This window comes from Marinimicrobium sp. UBA4209 (assembly GCF_002381585.1).
GTDB lineage: Bacteria > Pseudomonadota > Gammaproteobacteria > Pseudomonadales > Cellvibrionaceae > Marinimicrobium > Marinimicrobium koreense.
Map to the genome: position 1 here is coordinate 14597 of NZ_DFTP01000064.1, position 26811 is coordinate 41407.

The 26811-nt window shown below is 59.9% G+C and carries 24 protein-coding genes; 12 read left to right on the plus strand and 12 right to left on the minus strand.

Translation table 11 applies throughout. The features are described 5' to 3' along the window. The 6 genes from B3187_RS09140 to B3187_RS09165 all read left to right on the plus strand — a co-directional run. On the plus strand, positions 1-944 hold a 944-nt coding region (locus B3187_RS09140), incomplete at its 5' end, for a WD40/YVTN/BNR-like repeat-containing protein (protein WP_286805917.1). Between the two features lie 5 nt (positions 945-949). Further along, positions 950-1228, plus strand: a complete 279-nt coding sequence (locus B3187_RS09145) for a MoaD/ThiS family protein (RefSeq protein ID WP_286805919.1) — start codon at positions 950-952, stop codon at positions 1226-1228. After that, positions 1228-2058, plus strand: a complete 831-nt coding sequence (locus tag B3187_RS09150) for a DUF6544 family protein (RefSeq protein ID WP_286805920.1) — start codon at positions 1228-1230, stop codon at positions 2056-2058. The genes B3187_RS09145 and B3187_RS09150 overlap by 1 nt, the downstream gene beginning before the upstream one ends. Before the next feature lie 67 nt (positions 2059-2125). Then, entirely contained in the window at positions 2126-2740 is a 615-nt protein-coding gene (locus B3187_RS09155) for a class I SAM-dependent methyltransferase (RefSeq protein WP_286805922.1), read from the plus strand. 155 nt (positions 2741-2895) lie between these two features. Next, positions 2896-4068: a helix-turn-helix domain-containing protein gene (locus B3187_RS09160; RefSeq protein ID WP_286805924.1), complete on the plus strand. Its 1173-nt coding sequence runs from the start codon at positions 2896-2898 to the stop codon at positions 4066-4068. A 145-nt stretch (positions 4069-4213) separates the two neighbouring features. After that, complete coding sequence (locus B3187_RS09165; protein ID WP_286805927.1) at positions 4214-5338, plus strand: family 16 glycosylhydrolase; 1125 nt, start codon at positions 4214-4216, stop codon at positions 5336-5338. Between the two features lie 76 nt (positions 5339-5414). On the opposite strand, the gene B3187_RS09170 is transcribed toward B3187_RS09165, so the two are convergent. Next, positions 5415-6362 (minus strand): alpha/beta hydrolase, encoded by a 948-nt coding sequence (locus B3187_RS09170; protein ID WP_286805928.1) that lies wholly within the window; start codon positions 6360-6362, stop codon positions 5415-5417. 383 nt (positions 6363-6745) lie between these two features. Here B3187_RS09170 and B3187_RS09175 point away from each other — a divergent pair, with 383 nt between their 5' ends. Both B3187_RS09175 and B3187_RS09180 read left to right on the plus strand, forming a co-directional pair. Continuing rightward, on the plus strand, positions 6746-7147 hold the full coding sequence (locus tag B3187_RS09175; RefSeq protein WP_286805929.1) for an antitoxin Xre-like helix-turn-helix domain-containing protein: 402 nt from the start codon (positions 6746-6748) through the stop codon (positions 7145-7147). Next, positions 7141-7833 (plus strand): RES family NAD+ phosphorylase, encoded by a 693-nt coding sequence (locus B3187_RS09180; protein WP_286805931.1) that lies wholly within the window; start codon positions 7141-7143, stop codon positions 7831-7833. The genes B3187_RS09175 and B3187_RS09180 overlap by 7 nt, the downstream gene beginning before the upstream one ends. A 93-nt stretch (positions 7834-7926) precedes the next feature. Here the strand turns inward: B3187_RS09180 and B3187_RS09185 are convergent, their stop codons facing one another. Then, positions 7927-10029 carry a hypothetical protein gene (locus tag B3187_RS09185; RefSeq protein ID WP_286805932.1) on the minus strand — a complete coding sequence of 701 codons (2103 nt, stop codon included), beginning with the start codon at positions 10027-10029 and terminating at the stop codon, positions 7927-7929. Positions 10030-10229: 200 nt separating this feature from the next. Beyond that, entirely contained in the window at positions 10230-11879 is a 1650-nt protein-coding gene (locus tag B3187_RS09190; RefSeq protein ID WP_286805933.1) for a glycoside hydrolase 43 family protein, read from the minus strand. Positions 11880-12022: 143 nt separating this feature from the next. On the opposite strand from B3187_RS09190, the gene B3187_RS09195 reads away from it, so the two are divergent. Continuing rightward, positions 12023-13222 (plus strand): lytic murein transglycosylase, encoded by a 1200-nt coding sequence (locus B3187_RS09195; RefSeq protein ID WP_286805935.1) that lies wholly within the window; start codon positions 12023-12025, stop codon positions 13220-13222. A gap of 364 nt (positions 13223-13586) precedes the next feature. Further along, the gene (locus B3187_RS09200; RefSeq protein ID WP_024460782.1) at positions 13587-13874 is read left to right on the plus strand and encodes a hypothetical protein; all 288 of its coding nucleotides are present in this window, start codon (positions 13587-13589) and stop codon (positions 13872-13874) included. Between the two features lie 145 nt (positions 13875-14019). Here the strand turns inward: B3187_RS09200 and B3187_RS09205 are convergent, their stop codons facing one another. The 9 genes from B3187_RS09205 to B3187_RS09245 form a co-directional block, all read right to left on the minus strand. Then, a complete protein-coding gene (locus B3187_RS09205; RefSeq protein WP_286805939.1) occupies positions 14020-14577 on the minus strand; it encodes a serine protease in 558 nt (185 codons plus the stop codon). Positions 14578-14579: 2 nt separating this feature from the next. Then, positions 14580-16034, minus strand: coding sequence for a phospholipid carrier-dependent glycosyltransferase (locus B3187_RS09210; RefSeq protein ID WP_286805940.1), 1455 nt, complete (start codon positions 16032-16034; stop codon positions 14580-14582). A 169-nt stretch (positions 16035-16203) separates the two neighbouring features. After that, entirely contained in the window at positions 16204-16764 is a 561-nt protein-coding gene (gene msrB, locus B3187_RS09215) for a peptide-methionine (R)-S-oxide reductase MsrB (RefSeq protein ID WP_123637885.1), read from the minus strand. A 1-nt stretch (position 16765) separates the two neighbouring features. Next, a complete protein-coding gene (locus B3187_RS09220; protein WP_286805943.1) occupies positions 16766-20740 on the minus strand; it encodes a YhdP family protein in 3975 nt (1324 codons plus the stop codon). Positions 20741-20822: 82 nt separating this feature from the next. Further along, the gene (gene rng, locus B3187_RS09225; RefSeq protein ID WP_123637887.1) at positions 20823-22289 is read right to left on the minus strand and encodes a ribonuclease G; all 1467 of its coding nucleotides are present in this window, start codon (positions 22287-22289) and stop codon (positions 20823-20825) included. Beyond that, positions 22286-22906, minus strand: coding sequence for a Maf family protein (locus B3187_RS09230; protein WP_339618727.1), 621 nt, complete (start codon positions 22904-22906; stop codon positions 22286-22288). The genes rng and B3187_RS09230 overlap by 4 nt, the downstream gene beginning before the upstream one ends. A gap of 49 nt (positions 22907-22955) precedes the next feature. Next, positions 22956-23447, minus strand: a complete 492-nt coding sequence (gene mreD, locus B3187_RS09235; protein WP_123637889.1) for a rod shape-determining protein MreD — start codon at positions 23445-23447, stop codon at positions 22956-22958. Beyond that, positions 23440-24327 (minus strand): rod shape-determining protein MreC, encoded by an 888-nt coding sequence (mreC, locus tag B3187_RS09240; RefSeq protein WP_123637890.1) that lies wholly within the window; start codon positions 24325-24327, stop codon positions 23440-23442. Before mreC ends, mreD begins: the two co-directional genes overlap by 8 nt. A 62-nt stretch (positions 24328-24389) precedes the next feature. Continuing rightward, on the minus strand, positions 24390-25424 hold the full coding sequence (locus B3187_RS09245) for a rod shape-determining protein (protein WP_024460791.1): 1035 nt from the start codon (positions 25422-25424) through the stop codon (positions 24390-24392). A 384-nt stretch (positions 25425-25808) separates the two neighbouring features. Here B3187_RS09245 and gatC point away from each other — a divergent pair, with 384 nt between their 5' ends. After that, positions 25809-26096 carry an Asp-tRNA(Asn)/Glu-tRNA(Gln) amidotransferase subunit GatC gene (gene gatC / locus B3187_RS09250; protein ID WP_024460792.1) on the plus strand — a complete coding sequence of 96 codons (288 nt, stop codon included), beginning with the start codon at positions 25809-25811 and terminating at the stop codon, positions 26094-26096. A 101-nt stretch (positions 26097-26197) separates the two neighbouring features. Beyond that, on the plus strand, positions 26198-26811 hold a 614-nt coding region (locus B3187_RS09255), incomplete at its 3' end, for an amidase (protein WP_286805948.1).

Here is a 26811-nt window from a genome sequence, read left to right on the forward strand (position 1 = left end):
GTGCGCGTCATATCGCCCAGGTACTGCCCACCCCAGATTTCGATCCCGAGGCGCCCGCCGGCACACCGGAATACGCCAATGCGACGGTGTACAAGATCTGGCATCTGGCCTTTGGCGGGCCGGACCAGCCCGGTCGACTCTACGCCGGCACCATCCCCGGAGGGCTGTTTGTCAGTGATGACGGCGGGGATACCTGGGAGCTAAACCGGCCGCTGTGGAACCATGAGAGTCGCGGCGGCGATCTGTTTGCCGGGGATGCCACCAGTGAAAACCAATGGGGTGGCACACCCGCGAGTATTGATTACGGGGTGTTTGAGCCGGGCATTCATTCCATCATTGTCGATCCGCGCGACCCGAATCACTTGCATGTGGCGGTCTCCTCCGCCGGGGTGCTCGAATCGACGGATGGCGGCAAAACCTGGGCCGGGCGCAACCGTGGCATGCTGATGGACTATCTGCCGAACCCAGAAGCCGACTGGGGGCACGACCCGCACTTTGTAACCCAATGCCCCGGCCAGCCGGACCACCTATGGCAACAGAACCACTGTGGCGTGTTCTACAGTGACGACGGCGCTCAAAGCTGGAAGAAGGTCAGCGACCCGGACACGGGCGTAAACTTTGGCTTCCCGGTGGCCGTGGATGAACAGGATGGCCGCACCGCCTGGGTGGTACCGGGCCGGAGCGACGCCCAGCGTATGACCATCGACGGCGGACTGTTTGTCGCCCGTACCGAGGATGGCGGCCAGTCCTGGCAGGCACTGCGCAACGGCCTGCCCCAGGAGAATGCCCACGACATCGTGCTGCGCCACGCCCTGGACGTCTCAGGTGATTGCCTGTGCTTTGGCAGCACCACCGGCAATGCCTACCTGTCGGAAGACCGAGGCGAAACCTGGCAGTGCCTGGGCAACAACTTTCCGCCCATCTACTCCGTGCGGTTTGGTTGACCTCTATGCCTACGGTAAAGATGACCTCACACCTGTACCGGTTCTTTCCTCAATTACAGGACCGAACGCTGACCGCACCGCCCGGCTCGGTCGCCGAAGTGCTGCACGCCATTAATGAGCAGGCGCCCGGTTTCACCGACTATGTGCTCGACGAACGGGGTGTGGTGCGGCGACATGTAAAACTGTGTATTAACGATACCATCGTGATTGATCGAAAAACCCTCGCGGATCAGGTTGAAGACGGTGATACTCTGTTTATCTTTCAAGCGCTGAGTGGCGGCTGATGATCTTTCTGTATTCAACGCTTTTCCTTATCGGCACAGCCCTGATTGCGCTTCGGCTGGCAGACGAGCACGCAGACCGTGCAGAGTGGGTAAGATTGGCGGCACTGCAACCTGAACGCCCGGCACCATATGATCCCTCCTTGGTTTCGGAGTTGCCTGAGCCAGCACAGCGGTTTTTCAACTTTGCCATCACCCCCGGCACACCGCTCTATCGCGTGGCGAAATTACGTATGGAAGGGCAGTTCAGCCTGGGATCAAAGGCAGCGCCCAATTATCAACCAATGCGTGCCGAGCAGATACTGGCTGCTCCGGAGGGATTTGTCTGGCGAATGCGACTGAAAGGCCCAATGCTCATGTGCGGGTCAGACTCCAGTTGCTGGACCCGCTTCCGTATTCTGGGTCTGATCCCGGTAGCGCGCCAGGGCGGGAATTCAGATCATGCCCGTTCCGCCTTTGGTCGCTATGTTGCTGAAGCGGTCTTTTGGACACCCGCCGCACTACTTCCAGGCCCAGGCATCACTTGGGAGGCGGTTGACACCGATACCGCTCGAGTAACGCTGTCGTCGGGAGGCTTGTCCCAATCCGTCAGCATTCACATGGACAAGGAGGGGCAACCCACTCATGTGTCATTTATGCGTTGGAGCAATGCCAACCCTGAGAAGACATTCCGCCTTCAACCCTTTGGCGGCATTCTTTCGGACTTCAGGGAAATTCAGGGATTCCGACTCCCCTACCAGGTCAATGCGGGAAATGGCTTCGGAACTGATGAGTACTTTGTGTTTTTCAAGGCCAGAATCAATGACATTCATTTTGACCACAATAAGCGATAGGATATGGCACTAAAAACACGCTGGATAATTTTTTAGAGGAACATTTCATGAACCCCAAGGAGAACCAATGAAAGCCTCGAAGGAATTTTGGGACAAGAGCGCACCCCGCTACGCCAAGAGCCCGGTTCGGGACGAAGCGGTGTATCAGGAAAAGTTGGCCATTACCCGGGAATACTTCCGGCCGGACTCGTCGGTACTGGAGTTCGGGTGCGGTACCGGAAGCACGGCATTAGTGCACGCGCCCCATGTCAGACAGATTATCGCCACCGACATATCGCAGAAGATGCTCGATATCGCCGAGCAGAAGGCGCGGGATGTGGGGGTTGAGAACATCCAGTTCCAGCAGGGCACATTGAATGATCTCAGCTTCGACAAAGAACGCTTTGACGTCATTCTGGGGCTCAACATTCTGCATCTGCTTGAGGATGTGGATGCCACTCTCGCAACCGTCCACAAGCTGTTGAAACCGGGCGGCGTTTTCGTTTCCAGTACCGCGCTGGTGGGCGACCTGTTTTTCCTGTGGCGATTGCTGATCCCCGTTATGCAATGGGTGGGCATGGCACCTTACGTCAATACCCTGAGCAAGGAAGCGTTACTTTCCAAACTGACCAGAGCGGGGTTCAGTATCGAGCGCGAGTGGCAGCCCAACAAGGCCTCGATCTTTATCGTCGCTCGTAAGTAGCGAGACAATGGCAGATTATTGCTCGTAGAGAACTCTGCCTTGGTAAATCGCACCCACCCGATTTGCGATGAGCTTCATAGTAAGCCGTGTCATGGGCCGTTAATATCGTTCAGCGTTGCGAGACCTGAACCGATGAGGACCAGGCCCGGATGGGGATGAAAGCCGTTCTGTTCAATGTTCATGATATTGCGTTGATTGTGACAGTCATCGCCTGTGCGCTGCTGGGCTCCCGACACATTGGCGGCTGGCGTCGACCAAAGCGCTCCGGTTATTTTTTTGGGTTGTTTTTCGCGATCAATGCGCTGGTCGCCGTGAATACCCTGATTGTCTGGGCCGAGCCCATTCGCCACCCGGTGTTTGCGCTGCTCCCCTACTTGTATCTCGTCTTGGGCGCCGTGGGCTTTCTGCTGGGGCCCCTGCTCTATTGGCAGTTGAGATCACATATGAGCCCGGGGTTCCGCTTGAGCCGCTGGCAGTGGTGGCATCTGACCCCTGCGGTGCTGGCGCTGATATACCTTTACCTTGAGTGCTTCCGTTTTCCCCACGCGGTACAACGGGACCTGCTACTGAACCTGCAGCTGTATCAGCAGCCGAACGCCTATTACGACGACTTTATTACCCTGAAGAAATTATTGCCGCTTGCCTATGGCCTGTGGTGTCTGGCCATCGTTGTTCGCTCCAGGCACGAAGTTTCAGCGACGATCGTCGACAAAGACGTCTTTCGTGAACAGAGTTGTATCGTAAGCGGCTTCACCATGGTGTGGTTGTGGAGCGCCCTTACCCACTTTGTGGGCAGCGCGCATTCCGGTCCGGTCAGCGATGCCATGGGCGTGGTCGGCAATTACGCCACCCTGGCGTTGGTCGCCTTTTTGCTCTACCGGGAATTGCTCACACCGCTCCCTACCCTCACAGCACAACAGAGCACGCCCCCGGCCAGTGCCGCCCCCATCGACGATGCCGACGTGGCGCGTATTACAGCGGCCATGACCCGAGATAGAACCTACCTGAACCCTCAGCTTACCCTGGAGCGTTTTGCGGCAAAGGTTGACTGTTCGCCGCGAGACGTCTCAACCATCATAAACCGCCGCTTCAAGCAGAACTTTCACGATTTTGTCAGTCGCTATCGCCTCGAGGAAGTAAAACGTCAGCTACGCGACCCGGCAACCAGGAATCAGACCATTACCGATATCGCCCGAGCGGCGGGATTCAACAGCAAGGCCACCTTCCACCGGTTCTTCAAGAAAACCGAAGGCATCACGCCATGCGCCTACCGGCAGAAACACCACCCGGACTATGACGGCCTGCCGGCCAGCTCTCGTACCGCCTGATCCCACCCTGTCTCAATTTCTGCAAAACGCCTATTGAGACTGTTCCTCACGCGCTCCCCACCGGAAAATCGCCCGGTCGGCCGCCACTCTCCCCGGGGAGCCAGGCGCCTACGATCTTCATTCTTATAACTTTAAGGAGTTCGTTATGTTTTCCTCTCTACGGCGACTCGCCCGCACGGTGCCCGTCTTCGGGCTATTACTCATGGCGCCTTTGTTGGCAGATGCCAAACCCTACAAAAGCGCTGAAGTGTTTACTCTGGACTCGGAGCTCTACGGCAAATACGTGATTCGCATGCGGGCCGGTAAAGGCAGCGGCCTGATCTCGGCGTTTTTCCTTTGGAAAGAAGGCTCGGAGCTCGAGGATGTATTCTGGGAAGAGGTAGACATTGAGGTGCTCGGCAAAGACGGCGCCAACGCCTGGCAGAGCAACATCATTACCGGTCTGGGCACCAAGATCACCTCTGAGGAGGTACACCCAGCGTCTGGCCTGGGGGATAGCTACCATACGTTCACGCTTGAGTGGACCCCGGATCGGGTTCGCTGGCTGATTGATGGGCAGCTGGTACGCGAAGTGAATGGCAATCAGGCCAGTGCCCTGACCAGCCCCGCCCAGGCGCGCATGAACTTCTGGCCAGCGAATATCGCCGAGTGGGTCGGCCCCTTCGATGACAGCATTCTACCGGTGCACATGTACGTGAACTGGATGGAGTATCACCGCTGGGATGGACAGAATTTTCAGCTTAGCTGGCGTGATGATTTTGATTCACTGGATCCCTCCCGCTGGGGCACCGCCGACTGGACGTTTGCGGAAAACAGCGCCGATTTCACCCCGAGCAACGTCACCACTCGCGATGGCTATCTGGTACTGAGCATGACGCACGAAGGGCAGGAAGGCTATAACGGTACGCCGCCACGAGACACCGACGGAGGTACGCCAGAACCAGATCCCGAACCGGAACCCACGCCCGGTACTATTGGCTGCAGCGTAACGGGGCTCAATCAGTGGGGGTCGGGTTATCAGATGGATGTAACGGTAACCAATGACACCAATAGCGCCATCAACGGCTGGGTCGCCACACTCGGTTTTGATCAGGACCCACAGGTGACCAATAGCTGGAGCGCCAATGTACAGGCCAGCGCGTCCGACATTGTGGCCAGCAGCCTGAGCTGGAATGCCAACCTGGCTCCAGGGAGCACCGCCACCTTCGGGGTTCTCGGCAATGCCAATGGATCGATCAGCACACCGGACTGTACCGCCACGGCCAACTGATACGCCAGAGGCGGTAGATACTGAAATAGGGCTTATCGCTAAGCCCTATTTCATCGCAGTGACCTTGAGTTTCCCCTCAGTCTTTTGCAGAGTTCAGAAAGCCATTCACTTCCAGCCAGTACATGAACGAACCAAACCACTTGTTGCTGGTCCGGTCCGGATTGCCCAGCCCAAAGCCGTGACCGCCATTCTGGTACAGGTGGAACTCGACCGGAATGCCCGCTTCGTACCAGGATTCGATCAGGCCGAATTTTCCGTTGAAGAGGAAGTCGTCGGAAGCGATGGCCGCAAACATCGGCGGCGCACTCTCTGGCACATCGACAGCATTCATACCGCCGTAAATCGGACCAATAAACGCCAGCTCGACTTTTTCGGATTCGAGTGCGGTGGCCATAGTCAGGCCTGCACCGGCAGAGAAACCAATCATGCCGATTCGTTCAGGATCAACGCCCCAGTCATCAGCGCGCTCGAGTATCATCGAATAAGCCGCCTCAACATCTGCAATCTGGTTTGACAGGTCCCAGCGCGGGCGCTCCGGTGCTTCGTTCTGTTCACCACCCTCAGAGGATTCATCGGCTTCTTCGAAGCGGCGGTTCATCTGGTTTTCAAAGTCTTCCAGGGAGGGAGCCGTGGGTTGCAGCCGGTACTTGAGGACAAAGGCATTGATGCCCTGTTCGGCCAGCGCCTCGGCCACCTCCCAGCCTTCATTGCCCATGGACAGCCACATGAAGCCACCGCCCGGCGCCACGATCACCGAGGTGCCATTGGCTTTTTCCGGATCGGCCAATACCGGCGTCAGAGTCGCCCTGGAAATATTGCGGGCCATGGGATCTCCCCACTGGCGGAACCAGCTTTCCGGCTCGGTCTGCCCTTCCACACCTCCGGTTTCCAGAGGAATGGCACCGGGCTCATCGGGGGCGTCGATCGGATACATTTTGCCGTCCTGCGCGAAGACGGCGGTGCTGAAGGCGATCAGTGCGACCGCGAGGCATTGACTCAAAAATGGGATTGGGTGTTTGCTCATGACTTTCCTGCCTTTGCATTTGTTATTGGGCTTTGCTGGGTACTTGAGCCGAGTAGGCGCTTACCTTAAAAAGAGGTCTTACCGCCCGCCTCAACTATAAGTCACCACGACAATAAGCTATGACGTCGCGCTCGTAAAGAACATAACAAATGTATACTAGTCGGTCTGACGAACTCCGTCGCAAGATAACCAGATGACTCTCTGAAATGGGGCATATTTGCCACACTATTATCCTTAAACCAGATAACGATGCCGTAATACCCCATTAACTCAGCATCAGCTGATTCGGCCGAGCGCCCCAGTCTCCATATAGACAAAAAAATAATAAAGGTTCATAATTAGAATATTGGTGAGCAGTCAGGCCGCTTTTTTGGAGGTAACTCATGGCAACTACAGCGCCCCGTCAACAGCCCGATACCGCGCCACTCGGCCCCGCCGGGCTCAAGGCGGCCTTCAATATTCTGGAGAAGTGGGACTGCAGCCTGAATGAGCAATTGGCTATCCTCAGCCTGCCCAAGGCAACCTACTACAAGTACCGCAGTCAGCCGGAAAAGGCGCAGTTGGACCGGGATCACCTGGACCGGATCAGCTACCTGCTGAACATACATGCCGGTCTGAACACGGTATTCGACAACCCGGAAAACCGTTACGGCTTTATGCGTATGAAGAACCACAACCCCTACTTCAGCGGCAAAACTCCCATGGAGGTCATCAGTACCGGCTCCCTGGCGGCGTTATATGAGACCTTCAAACGCGTGGATGCACTGCGGGGGGCACAGTGGTAGCACCGCTCGACGCTCCGGAACAGCGGGTCGAGCCGCTGGCCAGCTACCGGCTGATTCCCTCCCGGTTTCCGCCCATCACCCTGTTTGAGGATGTGGCCGACGCGGACGACTTCGAGGCGCTGTATCAGTTGCAGGCACTGACCAATCCTCGGCTACTGGCCGAGGCCGGCGACCTGGGGCTGATCCCCCGGGACGAGATCCCCTTCGGGATTCGAGGCTGCTCCTACGCCGTAGCACCGTTTACTCATGTAAACCCGGACGGCAGCCGCTTCAGCAATGGCGCCTTCGGCGTACTGTACCTGGCAGAATCCGTCACCACGGCGATTGCCGAGGTTCGCTACCATCAGCAGCGATACCTGAGTCGGGTGGAAGGTCTGCGCTATGACCGGCTGGTATTTCGCTCGCTGCTGTGCGGATTTTCGGACACCCTGCTGGATCTGACCCGGCTTCCGCCCGAGCACGCGATTTATGATCCCGAGGATTACTCCGCCAGCCAGGCGCTGGGCGCCGCCGCTCGCCAGAGGGGAAAAAAAGGCCTGAGCTATCACTCAGTGCGCAACCTGGGGGCCACCTGCTGGGCGCTGTTCACCCCACGGGGCGTCAAAAGTATGGTGCAGTCAGCACATTATGAAATGATCTGGGATGGCGAGGGAATTTCCAGCGTAAACCGAATTTCGAAACGCTAACGAGGGAGTACGGATCTGGCGAGGACTGCCATTCCATCAAGCGTGAGATAACCGGGCCTCCCTGCCCGGTTCAACATCCAATACCAGCGCGACTTACAGGCGGCTGTACCGATACAGCTCGGTCACACCGTCGGTCATGGTGCTGCAGTAGAAGTGGTCTCCTTCGGCAGCAATCACACCGCACTCGAAGTTCTCCGCCGTTTCCATGGTGTTCCAGTCGCTGTCACAGGCGTCGCGCTGACGCTCAACGTGGGTGGACTGGGACAGGAGGCGACCGGTCATACTCCAGGTGAATTCACTCTGGTACTCATCACAGGCGCCATCGGCCGACTCGGACGCGAAGCCCCCGGTCTGGTCCTCGCCCAGGGTTTCCTGACCGAGCGGCTCCCAGGAGCAGCTGCTGTCATCCAGAAGTGCCAGCTCATACTCTCCGGCGATATCACCCGGAGTGACAGGATCAGCCACTTCCATTTCGATGGACAGGTCACCACGCCAGCCGCGCTGACCCAACGCTTCCTGATACCCCATGGAAATGGGCGTCTGGGTAAGGTTCAGCAGGCCGACAAAGGTCTCAGCACAACCGGGGTTACCCATGGTCTGCATCACCGGCTCAACGGTGTTGAACATTTTCATGGGCTCGCGCAGGTTCAACGCCAGTGCCGACAGCCCGTTGGTTTCCAGCGTTTCGCCGGCCAGGTTGTTAGCGGCTGCTTCACCGGCACTGCCACGATAGACCACCAGATGCTTGCCTTTGATCGCCGCAAAGTTACCGCCCAGGCCCATCGGGTCGGGAATTTCCACCGCGGTGCCGTCTGAGGGAATGCTCAAGCCCATCATACCCGGCACAAACGAGCTGGCCATGGAGGCCAGGGCCGCCGGATTCTCAGAGCTGATGGACACCAGCACGGAGCCGTCGAGTCCGACTGGCGTTGTATCGCTGGGCTCGAGATTGAACAGCGCAATACCGGCACCACGCACCGAATCAACCATGGCGGTACCCATGGCGAGCATGGCCGGGTTATAGCTCTGGGCTTGTTGCTGCATCGCCTGCAGTTGCTCGCACTGGAACTCGGCCTGGGTGAACTGGGTCCAGAATTCGCTCAACACCGGCACGAGTTGACTGACATTCAGCCCCAGCGCGTAAGCCGCCAGCTTGTCATCCACGGTGCGGGCATAGCCCGGCACATGGCCCTGCAGCTTCTGCAAAGACGTGACCACACTGTCGTTGTTGATGTGCCAGAGGAAACTCAGATCCTGCCCCAGCTCGTTGCCGTTGACGGAGTAGCCGTCCGAGCCCATGGTGATGCGCGGCATATGGCTCGCCAGCGCGACATAGTCGTTACGACAGGCATCGCTCATGTCCTGGGCGAAATCCTGTTCAAACTCCGGGAACCAGGTGCGCAGCTCACGGCCAGTGCCATTCTGCTCGGGCGAGAACAGGGCGGTCACAATTTGCTGGAAGTCCACATAGCCCATGAACTGGTCCGCATCGGCATAGTCCTTACGCAGTTGTTTGAGGCGCTCGGTACCGGCCAGCGGCTCCGCCTGGGGCTGGCGGGCAAAGCGCAGCATCCGCGCCTCCGGCGTATCCTTGCTGTTCAGCAGAGACAGCGTCAGGCTGCGCTCATCCAGCGCCAGACCCAGCTTGATCTCCGGCTTTTCTTCATTCAGAGACCAGGCGTACAGGGTGGCACTTCCGAGGGTGCTCTGCTCCGCGGTTACGCCGGTTTCCTGCTCGGCTTCAGCCAGTACGGCCATCAGAGGCTCGGCGCTGGTCAGCGAGAAGCGGACTACCGGTGCAGCACCGCTGAAGTAGAAACCATAAGGGCCGGTGGGATTGGCACCGTAGCGATCCACCAGACCTTGCTGCCCCTGAGTGGCCGCCGTCTGAATGTAGTCATCGATCAACCAGCGTACCAGTTGTGCACCGGAACCCTCTTCGCTGGCATCCAGCAGGTCAATCAGCGGCTGGATATCATTGGGGTTCATGTTCTGAAGGGTTTTGTTGGACAGCTCGGTATAGTCTGCCTTGGTTTGCCCTACCACCACCACGGGGCTGTCCGCCGGGATAAAGGTGAGCAGTTCATCCAGCCCGTTGCCCGAGGTTCGGGAGCCTGTGAAAACGCCGGTGGCAAACGCCACGGCCACTCCCACCAACACCAATACGACGAGCGAAATTTTGGTTATTTTCTGCATAAGAGAAGATTCCTTGTTTTTCCGTATTTAACATCCTGATAAGGCGTAGGATCTGCGCGTAAGAACGCCGCCATATTCTGCCAGAAGCTCAGCCGCCGGGCCATGACCAAGTTCACGTCGCCTGAATAAACCTTTTAGCGGCGCATACGCAAACAGGCCACCCAGTGGTGGCCTGTTTACAATCCGGGGGTGAAACGGACTTAACGCGCGGGAGGTGTCACCCGGAAGTAATCGGCGTCGGCATAGGCGCCCTCGCCGCCCTCCACGAACAGACCGATTTTACCGCCCACCCAGCGGCCCCGCCGGGTTTGGAAGCGCTCACCCAGGGGCTGGTAGTCGTCGCCATCCAGACTGTATTCGAAATCGACCGTCTGATCATCGTGAAAGTGCAACCGCAGGTAAATGCGCCCCTCGCCGGCATAGGCGATGTCGCCCTGAGTCTGTTCGTCACACCCGGTGCGGGCATCGACACAGGTTTTCTGCACCAGCCGGGTCTGCCCATCGCGCTGTTCCAGCCCGATCCATCCGTAATCCTCACCAAACATGACCAGGCCGGCCCGGTCACCGTTATGCCGGGTATTCACTTCGAGCACCGTGGTCATGGTGAATGCGGGCGCGGGCACTTTCTGCATGACCAGCGCCGGGTTCAGCCAAAGGTTGTCCTCGCCATTGGGGGAGTCAAAGTCATGGGCAAAGAGGCGCAGGTGCCCCGCCCGCTCAGTCAGGGAAAACCATTCATCGTAGTAATTGGCGTTCCACTGCCACTGCACACCCAACCGCTCACCGGAGAATTCATCGGTGGTGACCGGCACCTTGACCGGGAACCCGTCCACGGGCTTGCGGTGCCGCAGCACCGGCTCCCCGAGGCCATCGGCGTTCACGTTCTGGCCCATTTCGGGCCAGTCATCGCGCCAGCGCACTGGCTGCAGGTGCACAATCCGCCCGTAGGTTTCTTTGGACTGGAAATGAATGAACCAGTCATCGCCTTCCGGGGTCTGCACCCAGGCGCCCTGGTGTGGGCCATTGACCTCTGTGTCGCCCTGGGCCAAGACGATCCGGTCCTCGTAGGGGCCTTCAACGTTCCGGGCACGGAATACCGACTGCCAACCCGGCTCAACACCACCGGCCGGGGCGAAGATGTAGTAATAGCCATTGCGCTTGTAGAACTTGGGCCCCTCCAGCGTGCGATAGCCGGGCAGCTGAAAGCCGTCAATCACGGTCTCGCCTTCGTCGTAGACTTTCGAAGCATCCGGTGCCATGCGCCGAAGGGTCAGAATGTTATTGAGCCCGGCGCGACTCTTTGCCCAGCCGTGCAACAGATAGGCTTGTCCGTCGTCGTCCCACAGCGGCGTCGGGTCGATAAGCCCGGCATCTTTGCCCGGCACCACCAGGTGCGGCTCGCTCCAGGGGCCGGCAAAGTCCTCGGCGTGAACCTGATAGATGCCAAAATCCGGGTCGCCCCAGAAAATCCAGAACTTGCCATCGTGGTAGCGCAGACAGGGCGCCCAGATGCCATTGCCGTGCTGCGGCACATCGAACACCTCGTGCGGGATTTGCCGGTCGACCGCGTGCCCCACCAGCTCCCAATTGACCATGTCTTTGGAGGTCAACAGCGGAAGGCCCGGGGCACTATTGAAGCTCGAGGAGGTCATGTAGTAAGTACCGTCGACCTGAACCACATCCGGGTCCGAGTAATCGGCGTAAATGACCGGGTTCTGGTAGGTACCATCCCCGAGGTCGGATACCCAGGGTGCGATCACCGTAGATGAGTCTGACGACGGAGTGGACTGACAGCCAAACAAAAACAGGCTCGCCGCGCCGAGCGCGGCCAGAAGTGTGCGTTGTCTCATGGTTGATTTCTCTCATTGCATTATGCTTTATTGACCAGCGGAATCATGGCACGGCGCATTCGCACTGGTCAATTTCAGGCGCAGAGCCACTTCCACCCCGGAGCGATCCACACGGGGCCATTTTTTATCCCATTGGAGTATGTATGTATTGGGGTTCGTTATTGTTGACGGGTGCGATTGCACTCAGTGCCAGCGCACCGTCCCAGGCCATGAGCCAGGAGGATTTTGCCCAGTGTATCGAGCGCTTCTCCCAGGAGGCCAAAACCCAGGGGCTGGACTCTGCGATCGTCCGCGATAGCCTGGCCAATCTGAAGTGGGTCGAGCGGGTGATTGAACTGGATCGCCGCCAACCGGAATTCACCACGCCTTTCTCTGACTACTTGGGTCGCCGCGTCACCGACCAGCGAGTGGCGGACGGTCGTCGCCTTCTACGCGAGCATCGGGACCTGCTCGCCCGGGTCGAGCGGGAGTACGGCGTACCCGCACCCTATCTGGTGGCCTTTTGGGGCCTGGAAACCAACTTTGGCCGCTACTTCGGCAAGATGTCCGTACTCGACTCGCTGGCCACACTGGCCTGCGACGAGCGCCGCAGCACCTACTTTACCCGGGAGTTGATGTCGGCCCTGCGCATCGTTGACGAAGGGGCCATTGCACCGGAGCGTATGGAAGGCTCCTGGGCGGGCGCCATGGGGCATGTGCAATTTATGCCGTCGGTGTTTATTCGCCACGCCGTGGACTATGACAATGACGGCAAGCGGGACCTATGGAACAGCCTGTCGGATGCCATGGGCTCGGCGGCCAATTTTCTCAGCAGCATGGGCTGGGACGACGAATACCGCTGGGGGCGGGAAGTCCGCCTGCCGGAGAACTTCCCGTACCTGGAAGCCGGCCTGAAACAGCGCCGCCCGCTGTCGGAGTGGCACGAGATGGGCATTCGCCAGACCAATGGCACCACCCTGCCCTCCGCGGATATCGAAGCCGCCCTGCTGGTACCGTCCGGCCATCGAGGCCCGGCTTTCCTGGTGTACGACAACTTCAAGGTGATCATGGGTTGGAACCAGTCCGAGTACTACGCCCTGGCCGTGGGCCATTTGGCGGACCGGATTGCCGGCGCAGGCACACTGAGCAAAACGCCCCCGGAAGACAGCCCGCGGCTGAATCGGGACCAGGTAATGGCCATTCAGGAAAAACTCAATGCCGAAGGCCATGAGGCGGGCAAGGTGGATGGCATCTGGGGGCCCGCTACCCGCCAGGCCCTGAGTCGATTCCAGAGTGAACGGGATCTGGTGCCGGACGGCTTCCCAGACCCGAACACACTGAGTGCGCTGGGTATCGACCGGTAACACGGACCCCCAAACACCGTCGACCCGAAACCTCCGGAAGGGTATTATTTCCAACCTTCCGGAGCCGCCAACTTTTCGTCAGGATTCCTGAAACACCCACCCGCATTCCGTCGCGCGTCAACCTTCCAGCACTTTCAGGGTAAATGTGACCATTTCATGGAAGATTGATAACTTTTTCCCTGTTTATTCTTTATGTCGATAACAAAATGTTCTTTTTAGAACCTTTTGAAACAATGATCCATGTGGGAGAATGCGCCCCGTGATCAGGAAGTTGCGAAGTCGGTCACAGACCTAGTCAGTCAAATATGGTTCCGCGGCTAATATCTCCGCAGGGCCGACGGTTAAAATATTCAGGTGTTTTACTATGAAAAAGTTTTTGTTTGCTGTTTGCGCATCCGCTCTGTTCAGTGTTTCCGCCCTGGCTTGTGAAGCGCCGGCCAATAAGCCCGCGATCCCGGATCCGGCAACGGCAGTGACCGCGCAGATGGTCAAAACCAACAATGAAGTGAAGCAGTATGTTCAAGCTCAGGAAGCATTCCTGAACTGCTCAAGCATGAGCAACCGCGAGAAGCGTCAGGCGGTGGAAGAGTTGAAAGCCTACGCCGACTCTTTCAACCAGGCGGTACGTCAATTCAAGCTGGCGTCCAACTAAGACGCGAGCTGTTGCAAGATTCGGGGCGCTTGCCCCTTGTTAGACCTGAGGCTCCGGCCTCAACCCGCTTTTCTTTTGGCCCCCGGTTTCGGGGGCTTTTTTTATCCCCGATTGCCCCATTGATGATGCGCGCTCCCCCTGGGTATCAGAAACGCATCAACTCTGAATCCTCACCAAAGAAATAGGCCTGAGTACCGTCTTTCAACCGATACTCCACGGTCAAACCGGCGTGTCCACCACCCTGGAAATAGGTCAGCTCAAACCGGTGTTCACCTTCATCCAGCCGCGCCCGACAACTCTGCTTGCGGTACCCTCGATCCCGGTTGAACCGACAGATTTCCCGCCCGTCCACCTTGGCGATAAAACCGTCGTCACTGCCAATCAGAAAGCGATACTCCCCCGGCACCAGCACCTCGAAGGTATGATCGATATCCACAAAGAAGTTGTCGGCATAGCCTATTTGCCCCAGCTTGGTGTGGCGTAGCTGGTTTTTTCGGGACAGGTCCAGGCGGTCCACCCAGAGGGTGCGCTGGAAGTCGACCTCCCGCTCCTGGTCAATGCGCCGGATGGCCTCCTTGTTCTTGACCAGCGTCAGCCCCACCACTTTGGGAACGTAGGGCGGCGTGATTCGCACCACGATAGCCAGAGCCACCAGCGCGAGCAGCAAAGTCAGTACGGTATTTTTATTCCACCAGGTCCGCATGATCATCGCACCACGTTCATTTGCCAGAGATGAAACCAGTTGCGCGCCTCGAACTGGTCTTCATTGATGGGCAGCCCATAGGTAAACGGGGAGAAGTAGGCAAACATCGCCACCACCAACACCACAAACAACCCGAGGTTCACCATGGTGTGCCGCCGGTTGGCGAGCACCTCATCGCGGAAGATATAGGTGAACAACATGGCCAGATTGAGCATGCCGAATACCAGGGGCACCAGGTAGTGATAGAGGTACATGACCCGCTCGATCTGCAATATGGCGATCATGTAGCTCGCATACAGCGTGGTAAATGCCATGACCCAGTAAAACTGGCGCTCGTCTTTGACCGGGTTGCCGTAGACAAACCGGCTGATCGCCAGCCCGAGGGACAAGATCACCCCCAGGGCAACCGAAAACCAGACAATCGGGTTGGCAATAATCTGAATGTAGCGGACCTGCACTTCGCCATCGACGGTGTTTTTATCCCACCGGTAATTGATGCTTTTGTTCCCCAGGGGCCAGCCAATCGCGTAACTGCCGTTCTCGCCGGGTTTGCAGATGTCCAGCCGGGCCACACCGTCGGAGTATTCCAGCATGTAACGCAGATTGTCCTGAAAACCGTGATAGAAGGCGCTGAGGCTATGGCTGCGACCGGCCCGCACCTCTTCGAGGTAGGGCTCCGACGCCTTGTAGGTGCGGTTGCCCACAATGTTTTCGCCCAGAGCAATATGCACATACAGAATGCTCGCAAAGACAGCCAGCAACGGCAGTACGGCCGAGGGCACAGTGGTGGCGAGTCGCTGCAGCAACGCTTTCCAGCGAAAGGCCTTGAGGTTCTCCCACTGATCCACGCCCCAGAGCATGACAAACAGCAGCAGCAGAACCGCCCCGTTGAGTTTTACCGATACCACCAGCCCCACCAATACCCCCAGAATGGCGTACTGGGGCAAGCGGATGGGTCTGGTCCTGGTGAGCACATGGACAAAGTAATAAAGTGCAGCAAGGATGAAAAAGAGTTGTATGCCCTCGAGCATGGCAGCGCGGGAGTGGACCACCAACGCATTATCAAAAATCAGCAGTGCGCTGAAACCGGCGGCGACCCAGACCCGTCGAGTGATGCGCCAGACAATACCGTAGAAAAAGAGCACGGACAGGGCCATCAGGAAGGTCGAGGCGAAGCGGAACCCGGTGTAGCTCATTCCCTCCGGGACGGCGGAGCCCTGCAGGTAATCGGTGCGGTTGAAGCGGCTTTTGTCGAGGTCTTCGTTGCCTCCGAAGAGCTTTTCCCCGGCGGCGATGAGCAGCTTGCCCAGGGGCGGGTGCAGCTCCATGAACAGGGTGCCGTCCAGGTATTTCTGTCCGGAGGTCACATGATAGTTTTCGTCCCAGAACATGGCCTTGGGCGAACCGTAGTTCACACCGTACACCAGTAACGAGACCAGCAGAACGAGAGCAGGCACCCAAAAGCGCCGAGTTCGAGCGATGGATTGCAACATGATCTTATTGTGTCGTTGTCAGGCCCAACCGTTGGGTCACGGCTTTCCATAAAGAGCGGGCAGTCTAGGGTCCGCTCGCCTCAGGGTCTGCGAACGTTATCACAATCTGCCGGGAAACAGGAGCCCCAGCCGGTCAGTCGGTTCGGCGGCTCTGCTCGGCCTGCCACTCCTCGCGGGGGACGAATTCCAGAGCCAGGGAGTTGATGCAGTAGCGTTTTCCAGTGGGCTCCGGACCGTCAGGGAACACGTGTCCCAGGTGTTCGCCGCAGGCGGAGAGCACTTCCACCCGACGGCGGCCAAACCAACTGTAATCATCCTCGAGCCGGATATTGTCGTCCTCAAAGACGGTCCAGAAGCTGGGCCACCCGGTGCCGGAATCATACTTGTGCCGGGAGTCGAACACCGGAATCCGGCACCCGGCGGTAACGTAGACGCCATCTCGCTTGTTATCCAGCAGCTCGCCGGTGTAGGCCCGCTCCGTGCCTTTTTCCCAGAGAATGTCGTACTGCTCGTCGGTCAGCAGTTCACGCCAGGTGCTCTGGTCGATCTGCTCCAGATTTTCGCCGGCTTTGATCCAGGCACGGGCCTGCTCTACGGCCGGTTGGGACGCCGCCGGCAGGGCCGCCAGCAACAGCAGCCCCAGCGTCAGGGGCAGCAGGCTGGCCAGAATTCGATGCTGATTGATGTAGCGCATATCAGGGCTCCTCGGGGGATTGAGGCTCTGTGGAGCCGTTCTCTGTCGTTAGACCAGCCCCACCCTCAAACATTCGATCAAACTTGATGGTCGGATCATCCCAATCTCCGCGAATGGTGTAACTGATGCTGGTTGCCTGGTCCACCTGCTTCTCGAACAGCTTGCTGACCAGAAATACCCCGGCCGCCGCGGGCAGCCCCGCCGCCACGGCAGTCAGGAAAGTCAGGTTACCGGCAACGGGCAGCGTCGCGATCAGCCGGGTGTCGAGGGTTTCATCCACCAGATTGGCGCGACCGGCCAGTTGCAGGCGACTGGAGGGGCTGCGTACCTGCACCGGCTCGGAAAACACCAGCGTCCCTTTGTCGAAGGTCATGAGCCCTTCAATACTGTCGTAGGCCAGACCACTTTGATAGAGGTCGGAAAAATCCAGCCGCAGCCGGCGCGCCAGGGAGTCGAAATTGAGCACCGCAAAAAGCCGCAGAATGCCGTCGCTACCGGCGGCCGGATTGCGTTTGAAGCGCCCAGAGGTCACGTTGAACCGGACGTCGCCCTCCAGCGTCTCGAGATCAAACGCCTGAGGCGCCCCGGCCCAACTGATGTCGAGCCGATAGTTGGCCGATTCACTTTCGAGAATATCGGACTGCCCCCAGCGCTGCATCACTTCCGACAGGTTGCCGGCGCGCAGGCTGGCGGCGAGGTAGGTCCGCTCGGGAGTGTCTTCAGCCTGCGACCAGAGCAGTCGGGCGCCCGTGTCTTCATCCTGGCCGGTGACGGTCAGGCCGCGAATACTGCCTTGCAACTGATCGACAATGACCCCCTGATCTCCCGGGGCCAACCGGAACTCCCACTGACCGTAATCCTCACCTCCGAGCATGAGCGACTCGATGCTGACCTGGGCCTCGGGCAGGCTCCTGGGATCAAATGGGTCAGCCAACTCCGTCGCACCGACGGCCGACTCCAGCACCGACCGGGGCAGATCAACCCGGGCCAGATGCAGCGCCAGAGGCTGCCCCGGCGCCCAGTCGAGTTCACCCGCCAGCTCGGGGTTGGTGAAGGTCAGGCGCCAGCCGCGCTCGGTGGAGACGGCCCCAAGCTCAATCTCTTCCAGTTCCAATGGGCCCAGTGAATACCGGGCCAACGCCAGGTCCACTTCGACCGGGAGCCCCTCAAAGGCGGTCTCCGGTGCCGGCTGTTCATCGTCCGCGACCAGATCCTGATAGCGACGAAGCAGATCCTGCCATCCCTCCAAATCCAGCGTCTCCATGGCGCCGCTCAGATGCACGCCGGGAGCCTCCGGCAGTTGTGCTGGCACCCCCAGGCCCACGCTGACCCGCTGCAATTGTTGCCGCTCGAGATCAATCTGGGCCCGGGCCTGCAAATGATCGTTGTAGTACAACTCGGCCTGCGCACTCTGACGTCCCAGAATCACGCTGGCGGTAAGCTCCCGGGTCTGCTCGGCCGTCTTTCCGATCGGTGCCGGGACATTCAGCGAAACTCCGCGCAGATCCGAGCTGAGCGTGAAAGCCGCCAGCTGTTGGTCGCGATGGGGCTCGGGGTCCCGGTAATGACTGAGTTCCAGCTCGCCGCCGAACGCAAATGTGCCATCCAGAAATTGCAGTGCAGGGCGCTGAGCCCACTCCGCCAACACCGCGCCAGAGGCCCGACCATTGAGATCAATGGCCGTCACCGACCTATCCTGCTCCTGCCGGCTGGCGATGGTGAGCGTGAGCGGTTCGCCAAACAGCTCCCCGGCCAGTCCCTCACTGCTCAGCCCCTGCTCATTGTCGTATCGGAGTGGACCCGACAGATCCCGTGCACTCAAATTGAGGTCGTTCATGGTCAGTCGGGGCAAGGTCAGATCCATCGCCACCTGTTGGGCGGCCCCGGGCTGATCCGGTTGCAGGGGGATAGCCAGATCCAGCTCGGCATCAATGGTGCCCTGTACGCTCCAGGCATCCATGTTGTCACCGACGTATCGGCGCAGGTAACCCTCTCTGAGCAGTTGCAGTCCATCACTGGCCAGCGCCTGCAGCTGTCCGTCAATGTTCAATAACAGCCCCTGGCCCACGGGGTTCTCTGCCACCTGAATCCGAGCATTTTCCAGAGTACTGTTGTACAGCCGGGCCTGCTCCACTCGGGCATCGACCCGGTTGTTATCGAGCATGAGCTGACCGGTCAGGCCACTGAGCGGCGGCCAGTCCGGATGATAGTTGAGGTCCGCGCCGGCCATTTCCAGTGCCAGTTGGTAGCTGCGCACGCGCGGTTGGCCCGGACGGTTCAGAGTGCCACGGAACAGAAAGTGCGCCGAGCGGGCCGTGCCAGGGTTATTGTCACCGAGGCTGCGAGCGAGCCAATCGGTCAGCGAGGCCGGGACCACCTTGGGCAGGTACTTGTCGTACACATTGGCGTTCAGGTCCTCGCCACGGATATCCAGGTACAGGTCGATATCACCGGTGTTACGCTCCCAGGGCAGCGACAACCACATGCTGCCCGTAGCGGACTCGCCCGGCCCACGCAATGACAGCGGCCCGCTATTGACGTAAATCTGGTTCTCGTCCGGCCGCAAGTGCCAGGCGACCTGACCGCGGGCGCTCTGATACGTCATGGGCTCGTCGTAGGTTTTGGCAAAGAACATCTCGAAACCGTTGCGGCTATCCAGATCGACATGGCCACCGCGCTGATTGGCCTCGACAAACCCGGTCACACCGTTCAGGCCCGGAACGCCCTGCCAGGGTTCCACGGCTACGTCTCCCAGCTCGGCCATCAGCTCCCAACCCCGCCAGTCGTCCTGGGGCACCGTAAGCTGCAGATGCCGGACGTCGCCCTGGGGATTGAGGGTACGCACCACTTCCTGCAGGCGACCGTCCCCCAGCAATCCAAGCTGGTCCGCCAGGGTGGTCCAGTAGCGCAGATCGATGTGATCGATCATCCAGTGGATCGGAGCGTTGGTCCGGGCAGTGGACACGGAGACCTGCAGCGGCTCCAGAGCCCGATCGCGCCATTCCGCCGAGAGATCCTGCAACGCCACCTGCCACCGACCGGAGCGACGCCATTCGCCGCCGATGGTGGCGCTGACCCGGTCCAGTGTGAGTTCTTCCAACGGCAGAGCAACGTCGTCCAGCCCCAGATTGCCGACCCAGTCGTACCCGCCACCGTCTTCCTGGCTGGAGAACCAGAGGCTGGCGTTCATTCGCCCTTCCCGGTACCAGTCACGATGTTCGCTTTCGCCCACCAGAATGCCACCGATCGCGGTCAGGGGCTCCAGGGTGGGGAAGTCACGCAGGTTCAGATAGCCTTCGGTATGGAAGTTTTTCGGGTCTCGCGGATCGCCCCGGCCTTCGAGAATGGCCACCAGGGCACGGTCCCGTCCTTCCAGGTCCACCTGCAAGGAGAGCCGGTGGAAGTCCCCCTCATGCTCCAGTAACAGGTACGGGGCGGAGAAGGTCTGCTGGTGACCGCTGGCAAAAGACAGGGCAATACTGGCATCGAGCAGCTCGACTCGCGTGCCGACTTCGAACAGGGTGAGCAGATCGTCTGGCGCGAGCGGTTCATCGGCGGCGGGGCGCTCCTGATCGGAGACGAAGTCTGGCAGACCCCAATACCCATCGGTCCCCTGGGACAGGGAAAGTTGGGGGCGACGCAGCACGATCTTGTCCCAAGCCAGTCGCCCTTCCAGCGCGCTGCTGACCAGGTTCAGTCGAAGCAGGACCCGGTCGGCCTTGAGTAGGGGGCGCCCCTCCTGATCACTGACACTCAGCTCGTAAAGGGTGAGGCTGGGTTTCAGCTCCTGCCAGTCGGCCGTGAGGCGCCCAACCGACACGGACAGATCCAATTGCTCCGATAGATACTCCGTCAGCTGCCGGTCGTAGTTGGCCAGGAGCGGAAACAGGCTCCGCCCTGACTGCACCACCACTGCCAGGGCGATAATCAGCACGGCGCAGAGGATGTAAAATTTTTTCAGTAGGTAAGCTAACACCGAAACATACCTGAGGGTTTCCTCAAACCGGTCGACGGAACGGCCGGGGCGCCAGAATCTGCCTCTCTACCCGGGTTGATCATCAGACCAGCACAATGTCGTACTGTTCCTGGGTAAACAGACTCTCGACCTGGAATTCAATGGTGCGGCCAATAAAGGCCTCCAGATCGGCCACGTAAGCCGCCTCTTCATCGAGCAGGCGATCCACCACCAACTGGGAGGCCAGCACCAGGAACTTGTCATTATCGTACGCGCGCGCCTCGCGCAGAATTTCCCGGAAAATCTCATAACACACCGTCTCGGCCGACTTGACCAGGCCCCGCCCCGAGCACAGCGGGCAGGGCTCGCAGAGCATCTGGCCGAGGGATTCCCGGGTGCGCTTGCGGGTCATTTCCACCAGCCCCAGCTCGGACACCCCGGTGATGCTGGTCTTGGCGTGGTCTTTTTCCAGGGCTTTTTCCAGCGTCCGCAGCACCTGACGCTCGTGCTCCGGGTCCTTCATATCGATGAAGTCGAGGATGATGATCCCCCCGAGGTTGCGCAGCCGCAATTGTCGCACAATCGCACTGGCCGCCTCCATATTGGTTTTGAAGATGGTCTCTTCCAGATTGCGCCGCCCCACGAACGCACCGGTGTTCACATCCACGGTGGTCATGGCTTCGGTCTGCTCGACAATCAGGTAACCATTGGACTTTAGCGGCACTCGGGTGTCCAGCGCCCGGGCAATTTCATCCTCAACACCGTACAGGTCAAGCAAAGGGCGTTCGCCACTGTAGCATTCAATCAGATCCACCAGCTCAGGGTAGTAACTGGTGGCGAATTCGCGCATCTGGGTCCAGCTCATGCGCGAATCCACCCGGATTTTCTCGATCGGTGCCCGGGCCAGATCCCGCAGGGCGCGCAGAAATAGCGGCATGTCGGTGTGAATGGCGCTGGGCACCGGGGCATTGGTGCACTTATCCTGAAAATCGAGCCACAGCTTCTGCAGGAAGTCGATGTCATTGCGCAGCTCGTCCGCCCCGACGCCCTCGGCCACGGTGCGCAGGATGAAGCCACCGGACACACCGGCCTCCTCGGCAAGCGATTCGACCTGTCCGCGCAGCCGCTGACGTTCGGCGTCATCGTCAATGCGGGTCGACACCCCGATGTGGGCACTGTTGGGCATGTAGACCAGATAACGGGAAGACAGACTGAGGTTGGTCGTCAGGCGAGCGCCCTTGGTGCCGATGGGGTCTTTACTGACCTGCACCAGCAGGGTTTGGCCTTCGCGCACCAGAGCACGGATGTCCGGCACCTCTCCGCGGCGACCCTCATCGTCATCCGTCTCGGCCATATCCGAAGCGTGAATAAAGGCGGTGCGGGCCAGCCCGATTTCCACAAACGCCGCCTGCATGCCGGGTAGCACCCGGACCACTTTTCCTTTGTAGATGTTGCCGACGTAGCCCTTGCCGTGACTGCGCTCGATGTGTAATTCCTGGACTACCCCGTTTTCCACCAGGGCCACCCGGGTTTCCACGGGAGAGACATTGATCAGTAGTTCTTCACTCATGGACGCTCGCCTTTGGGTACGCCGGCGGGATGGCCCCACCAAGGCACCTGAAATTGGTTGAGCAGCTCGGCGGTCTGAGCCATTGGCAGACCCACAACCGCACTGTAACTACCTTCGATTCGATCCACCCAGACACCGCCCAGGCCCTGGATGCCGTATCCGCCAGCTTTATCACGGGGCTCGCCGGAGGCCCAATAGGCCTCCATCTCGCGCTCGTCGAGGGCCCGAAACCAGACGGTGGTGGTAACGCGGCAGACCGCTTCGCGCTCCGGCGAGCAGACCGCGACGGCGGTCATCACCTGGTGCTCACGCCCGGACATCAGCCGCCACATGGTCAGGGCATGGTCACGCCCGAGGGGCTTTTCCAGCACCTTTCCCAGACAGACCCCGATGGTATCGGACCCCAGCACCGGCGCCGCCGGCAGCCCCAACTCACCAAGCAGGGCCAGACCCGCCCGGGCCTTCTCCAGCGCCAGACGCTCAACGTACTGAGCCGGCGGCTCATCCACCCCCCGCTCTTCCGGTACCGACAGCGTCAGGGGCTCAAACTGCACACCCAATTGACCGAGCAACTCGCGGCGGCGCGGGGATTGGGATGCCAGATACAGATCCGTCATTGTCACATCTCTCCTGCGTCTGTTGTGTGGGCCAGCACTGGCGCCCCTGCTACTGGATGCGGTAGCGGTGACGCAGACCCCCAAAACCGATGTGGACCAGAGGCCATAGCACCGCGCTGACCAGTGCCGGGTACAGGAACTGCAGGCCTGACACATGCCCCCCGGCCAGGCTGTGAACCCAATTGCTGGTCATCTGGGCAATGCCGACCAGGACAAACACCCAACAGGCCTGCTGCCAGAGGGCGTAGTTGCCAAACCGGCGATAGGATTGCAGCGCAATGTAAGTTACGATCACCAAACCCAGCGCATGCTGTCCGAGTGGCGTACCCTCCACCAGATCCTGAATCAGACCCAGCAGAGCGACCTGGGTCAGGCTGACATGATCGGGCAGGGTAAACACCCAATAGACCACCACCAGCATGACAAACTCCGGGCGCCACCAGCGCCAATCCAGAGGCAGCGGATAAACCGCCAACGTCAGGGCCAGCAAGAGAGCCACCAGCACCAGCCAGCGATTGTGGCCCCGGGTCAGATCAATCATTGGCCTCGCCCTCGGCCTCTTCAAGCGGAAGCTCCGGGGCGGGTTGCTCGACGCCGCTGCGCTCGGACGCGCCGCCAGCAAAGACCAACAGCAGGTGTCGGCTGCGGTCAAGGCGCGCCATAGGGCGGGCGATGACCGTTGAAAATGATTGCCCGGGATCCCGGACCACCTGCTCGACCTCGGCCACCGGATAACCCACCGGGAAGCGGTCCCCCAGCCCGGAGCTGACCAGCAGATCGCCGACCCGGATATCGGTGGTGTTGGATACGTGGCGAAGGCGCAGGCGGTTGATGTGCCCGGTGCCCTCGGCAATCGCGCGAACGCCGTTGCGATTGACCTGCACCGGCAGCGCATGACTGGTGTCCGTGATCAACAGCACCCGGCTGCTGTCCGGGTTGGCCTCCACCACCTGCCCCATGAGGCCAAAGGCATCCAGCACCGGCTGCCCCATATAGACGCCGTCTCGGGCGCCTTTATTGATGACCACGGAGTGGCTCAGTGGATTGGGGGAAACTCCCACCAGCTCCGCCACCAGGACGTTATCCTGGAGCATGTCACTGGAACCGAGCAGGCGACGCAAGCGCACGTTCTCGGCGGCCAGAGCGGCCATTTGCTGCAATTTGCGCTGGAGAATCAGCAGTTCGGACTTGAGGGCTTCGTTTTCCTCGCTCAGCGCCTGACGGCTGGCAAAGGTATCATCGCCCCAGGCTCCGATGCGCTGGGGCAGATTGGTCACCCAATAGAAAGGGGTAGCGACGGCACCAAGCTGGGCGCGCACCGGCCCCAGCCAATCGGTGTAGAGACTGACAAGTATGAGGCCGACGGCCGCCACGCTGAAGAACAACGCACGCGAGGCAACCGCCGGGCCTTTGGTAAACAGCGTTTTAATAACACCCTCTCCCGCTCAGTGTGGATCCCGTTAACTCTGGGCCCAGCAACCCGTCAGGAAGACAGCAGATCGATATTCCGTTTGTCCATCATTTCCATTGCCAGGCCACCGCCGCGTGCCACGCAGGTCAGCGGATCTTCCGCCACAATGAAGGGCAGACCGGTTTCGTTGGACAACAGGCGATCGATGTCGCGCAGTAGCGCACCACCGCCGGTCAGGACAACGCCACTCTCGGCAATATCGGCCGCCAGCTCCGGTGGGGACTGTTCCAGGGCGCTCTTCACCGCCTGGACAATGCCCGCCAGCGGCTCCTGCAGGGCTTCCAGAATCTCGTCACTGTTCAGGGTAAAACTGCGCGGCACCCCTTCGGCCAGGTTGCGCCCACGCACGTCGATTTCACGCACTTCGCTGCCGGCGAAGGCACAGCCGACTTCCTGCTTGATCCGCTCGGCCGTGGCATCACCAATGACGCTGCCGTAATGGCGGCGGACATAATTGACGATGGCTTCATCAAACCGGTCCCCGCCGATGCGCACGGAATCCGAATAAACGACGCCGTTAAGGGAGATCACGGCGATTTCCGTGGTACCACCACCGATATCAACCACCATCGAGCCGCTGGCTTCCGATACCTTCAGACCGGCGCCGATGGCGGCGGCCATGGGCTCCTCGATCAGGCGCACTTCCCGGGCACCGGCGCCCATGGCGGATTCGCGGATGGCCCGCTTTTCCACTTCGGTCGACAGACAGGGAACGCTGATCAGAACCCGGGGGCTGGGCTGGAACCAGCTCGCCTCGTGTACCTTTTTGATGAAGTGCTGCAGCATTTTCTCGGTGACCTGAAAATCGGCGATGACACCGTCTTTCAGGGGGCGGATTGCGGTAATGTTGCCGGGGGTACGACCCAGCATACGCTTGGCCTCGGTGCCCACGGCCTCGACAATTTTGTGGCCGTTGTGATGGCGGATGGCAACCACCGACGGCTCGTCCAGGACAATGCCCCGGCCGCGTACGTAGATCAGTGTATTGGCGGTACCCAGGTCTATGGAAAGATCGTTGGAAAAGGCTCCACGCAGGTGTTTTAACATTGGTTCACGCAACCCTATATTGTTCTGTCTCGCAGCAGGCCGGAACCGACCTGCTGCCTAAAATTCTTTCGGATGGTCCGCCGTGCTGCCAGACCCGGTCCGGACGGCGGTTAGACCGACACCCCGCCTGCGAATTCACTCGCGGCTCAAGCAGTTTACACGAGGTTGAACAGCTTTACCCGACGCGGCTTGGCGGGCGCCCGGCCCATGAGCGGGCCCGAAGCGTCGGCGCAGATGCTGGCACTCTATCAACGGCAGGGATTTAGGGCAAGGCGCAAATGTGATAACTTTAGCGGCTTATTGCACAAACGCGAACTTTTGGACCTTTTTGGCCACCGGTTGAGCACTTTTTGACCCGGAGCCACACCAATCTGGAGCATCTTGATGGCCATCGCCTCTTCCGACATCGCCAAGCTGGCGCATTTGGCGCGCATCGCTGTTTCCGACGATGAAGTCGGTCAAGTCACCGAGCGCATCTCTGACGTCCTCAATCTGGTCGACCAGTTGCAGGCGGTCGATACCACAGGCGTCAAGCCCATGGCCCACCCGCTGGACGCCACCCAGCGCCTGCGCGCGGATCAGGTGACCGAGCCCAATCAGCGCGAGCACTTCCAGGCCATTGCCCCGGCGACCGAAGACGGGCTCTACCTGGTGCCCCGCGTCATCGAATGATCGCCGCGCCCGGCCCGACCTTTGACCGGCCCGCCCTCTATAGCGCCCTGCGCCATTGAAGCGGCTTGAGCCCAGACACTTATTTGAGGATGTAAATCGCAATGCACCAACACACCATTGCCCAACTGGTTCAGGGACTGCGCAACCGGGAGTTTTCCAGCACCGAGCTGACCCGGCACTATATTGACCGCATCCAGCGCCTGGACCCGACCTATAACAGCTACATCACCCTGACCGAAGAGCGGGCCCTGGCCCAGGCCGCCAAAGCCGACGAGCGGCTGGCCCAAGGGGATGCGCCCGCGCTGTGCGGCGTACCCATTGCCCACAAGGACATCTTCTGTACCACCGGCGTGCGTACCAGCTGCGGCTCCAAAATGCTGGACAACTTCATTGCCCCCTACAACGCCACCATCGTCGACAATTACGAAGCGGCGGGGGCGGTCATGCTGGGCAAAACCAATATGGACGAGTTCGCCATGGGCTCCTCCAACGAAACGAGTTTCTATGGGCCAGTGAAAAACCCCTGGGACACCGGCTGCGTGCCGGGCGGCTCCTCCGGCGGCTCCGCCGCCTCGGTGGCCGCCCACCTGGCCCCCGGCGCCACCGCCTCCGACACCGGCGGCTCCATCCGCCAGCCGGCGGCCCTGTGCGGCCTCACTGGCCTCAAGCCCACCTATGGCCGGGTCAGCCGTTGGGGCATGATCGCCTTCGCCTC

Bases quoted from the DNA above. Each gene is read 5' to 3' on its own strand.
- B3187_RS09170 (WP_286805928.1), bottom strand. From the start codon at position 6,362: ATGAGCAAACACCCAATCCCATTTTTGAGTCAATGCCTCGCGGTCGCA.
- B3187_RS09230 (WP_339618727.1), bottom strand. From the start codon at position 22,906: ATGACGGATCTGTATCTGGCATCCCAATCCCCGCGCCGCCGCGAGTTG.
- B3187_RS09175 (WP_286805929.1), top strand. From the start codon at position 6,746: ATGGCAACTACAGCGCCCCGTCAACAGCCCGATACCGCGCCACTCGGC.
- B3187_RS09200 (WP_024460782.1), top strand. From the start codon at position 13,587: ATGAAAAAGTTTTTGTTTGCTGTTTGCGCATCCGCTCTGTTCAGTGTT.
- B3187_RS09185 (WP_286805932.1), bottom strand. From the start codon at position 10,029: ATGCAGAAAATAACCAAAATTTCGCTCGTCGTATTGGTGTTGGTGGGA.
- B3187_RS09150 (WP_286805920.1), top strand. From the start codon at position 1,228: ATGATCTTTCTGTATTCAACGCTTTTCCTTATCGGCACAGCCCTGATT.
- B3187_RS09155 (WP_286805922.1), top strand. From the start codon at position 2,126: ATGAAAGCCTCGAAGGAATTTTGGGACAAGAGCGCACCCCGCTACGCC.
- B3187_RS09160 (WP_286805924.1), top strand. From the start codon at position 2,896: ATGAAAGCCGTTCTGTTCAATGTTCATGATATTGCGTTGATTGTGACA.
- msrB (WP_123637885.1), bottom strand. From the start codon at position 16,764: ATGCGCTACATCAATCAGCATCGAATTCTGGCCAGCCTGCTGCCCCTG.
- B3187_RS09245 (WP_024460791.1), bottom strand. From the start codon at position 25,424: ATGTTAAAACACCTGCGTGGAGCCTTTTCCAACGATCTTTCCATAGAC.
- gatC (WP_024460792.1), top strand. From the start codon at position 25,809: ATGGCCATCGCCTCTTCCGACATCGCCAAGCTGGCGCATTTGGCGCGC.
- B3187_RS09195 (WP_286805935.1), top strand. From the start codon at position 12,023: ATGTATTGGGGTTCGTTATTGTTGACGGGTGCGATTGCACTCAGTGCC.
- B3187_RS09145 (WP_286805919.1), top strand. From the start codon at position 950: ATGCCTACGGTAAAGATGACCTCACACCTGTACCGGTTCTTTCCTCAA.
- rng (WP_123637887.1), bottom strand. From the start codon at position 22,289: ATGAGTGAAGAACTACTGATCAATGTCTCTCCCGTGGAAACCCGGGTG.
- B3187_RS09165 (WP_286805927.1), top strand. From the start codon at position 4,214: ATGTTTTCCTCTCTACGGCGACTCGCCCGCACGGTGCCCGTCTTCGGG.
- B3187_RS09205 (WP_286805939.1), bottom strand. From the start codon at position 14,577: ATGCGGACCTGGTGGAATAAAAATACCGTACTGACTTTGCTGCTCGCG.
- B3187_RS09190 (WP_286805933.1), bottom strand. From the start codon at position 11,879: ATGAGACAACGCACACTTCTGGCCGCGCTCGGCGCGGCGAGCCTGTTT.
- mreD (WP_123637889.1), bottom strand. From the start codon at position 23,447: ATGATTGATCTGACCCGGGGCCACAATCGCTGGCTGGTGCTGGTGGCT.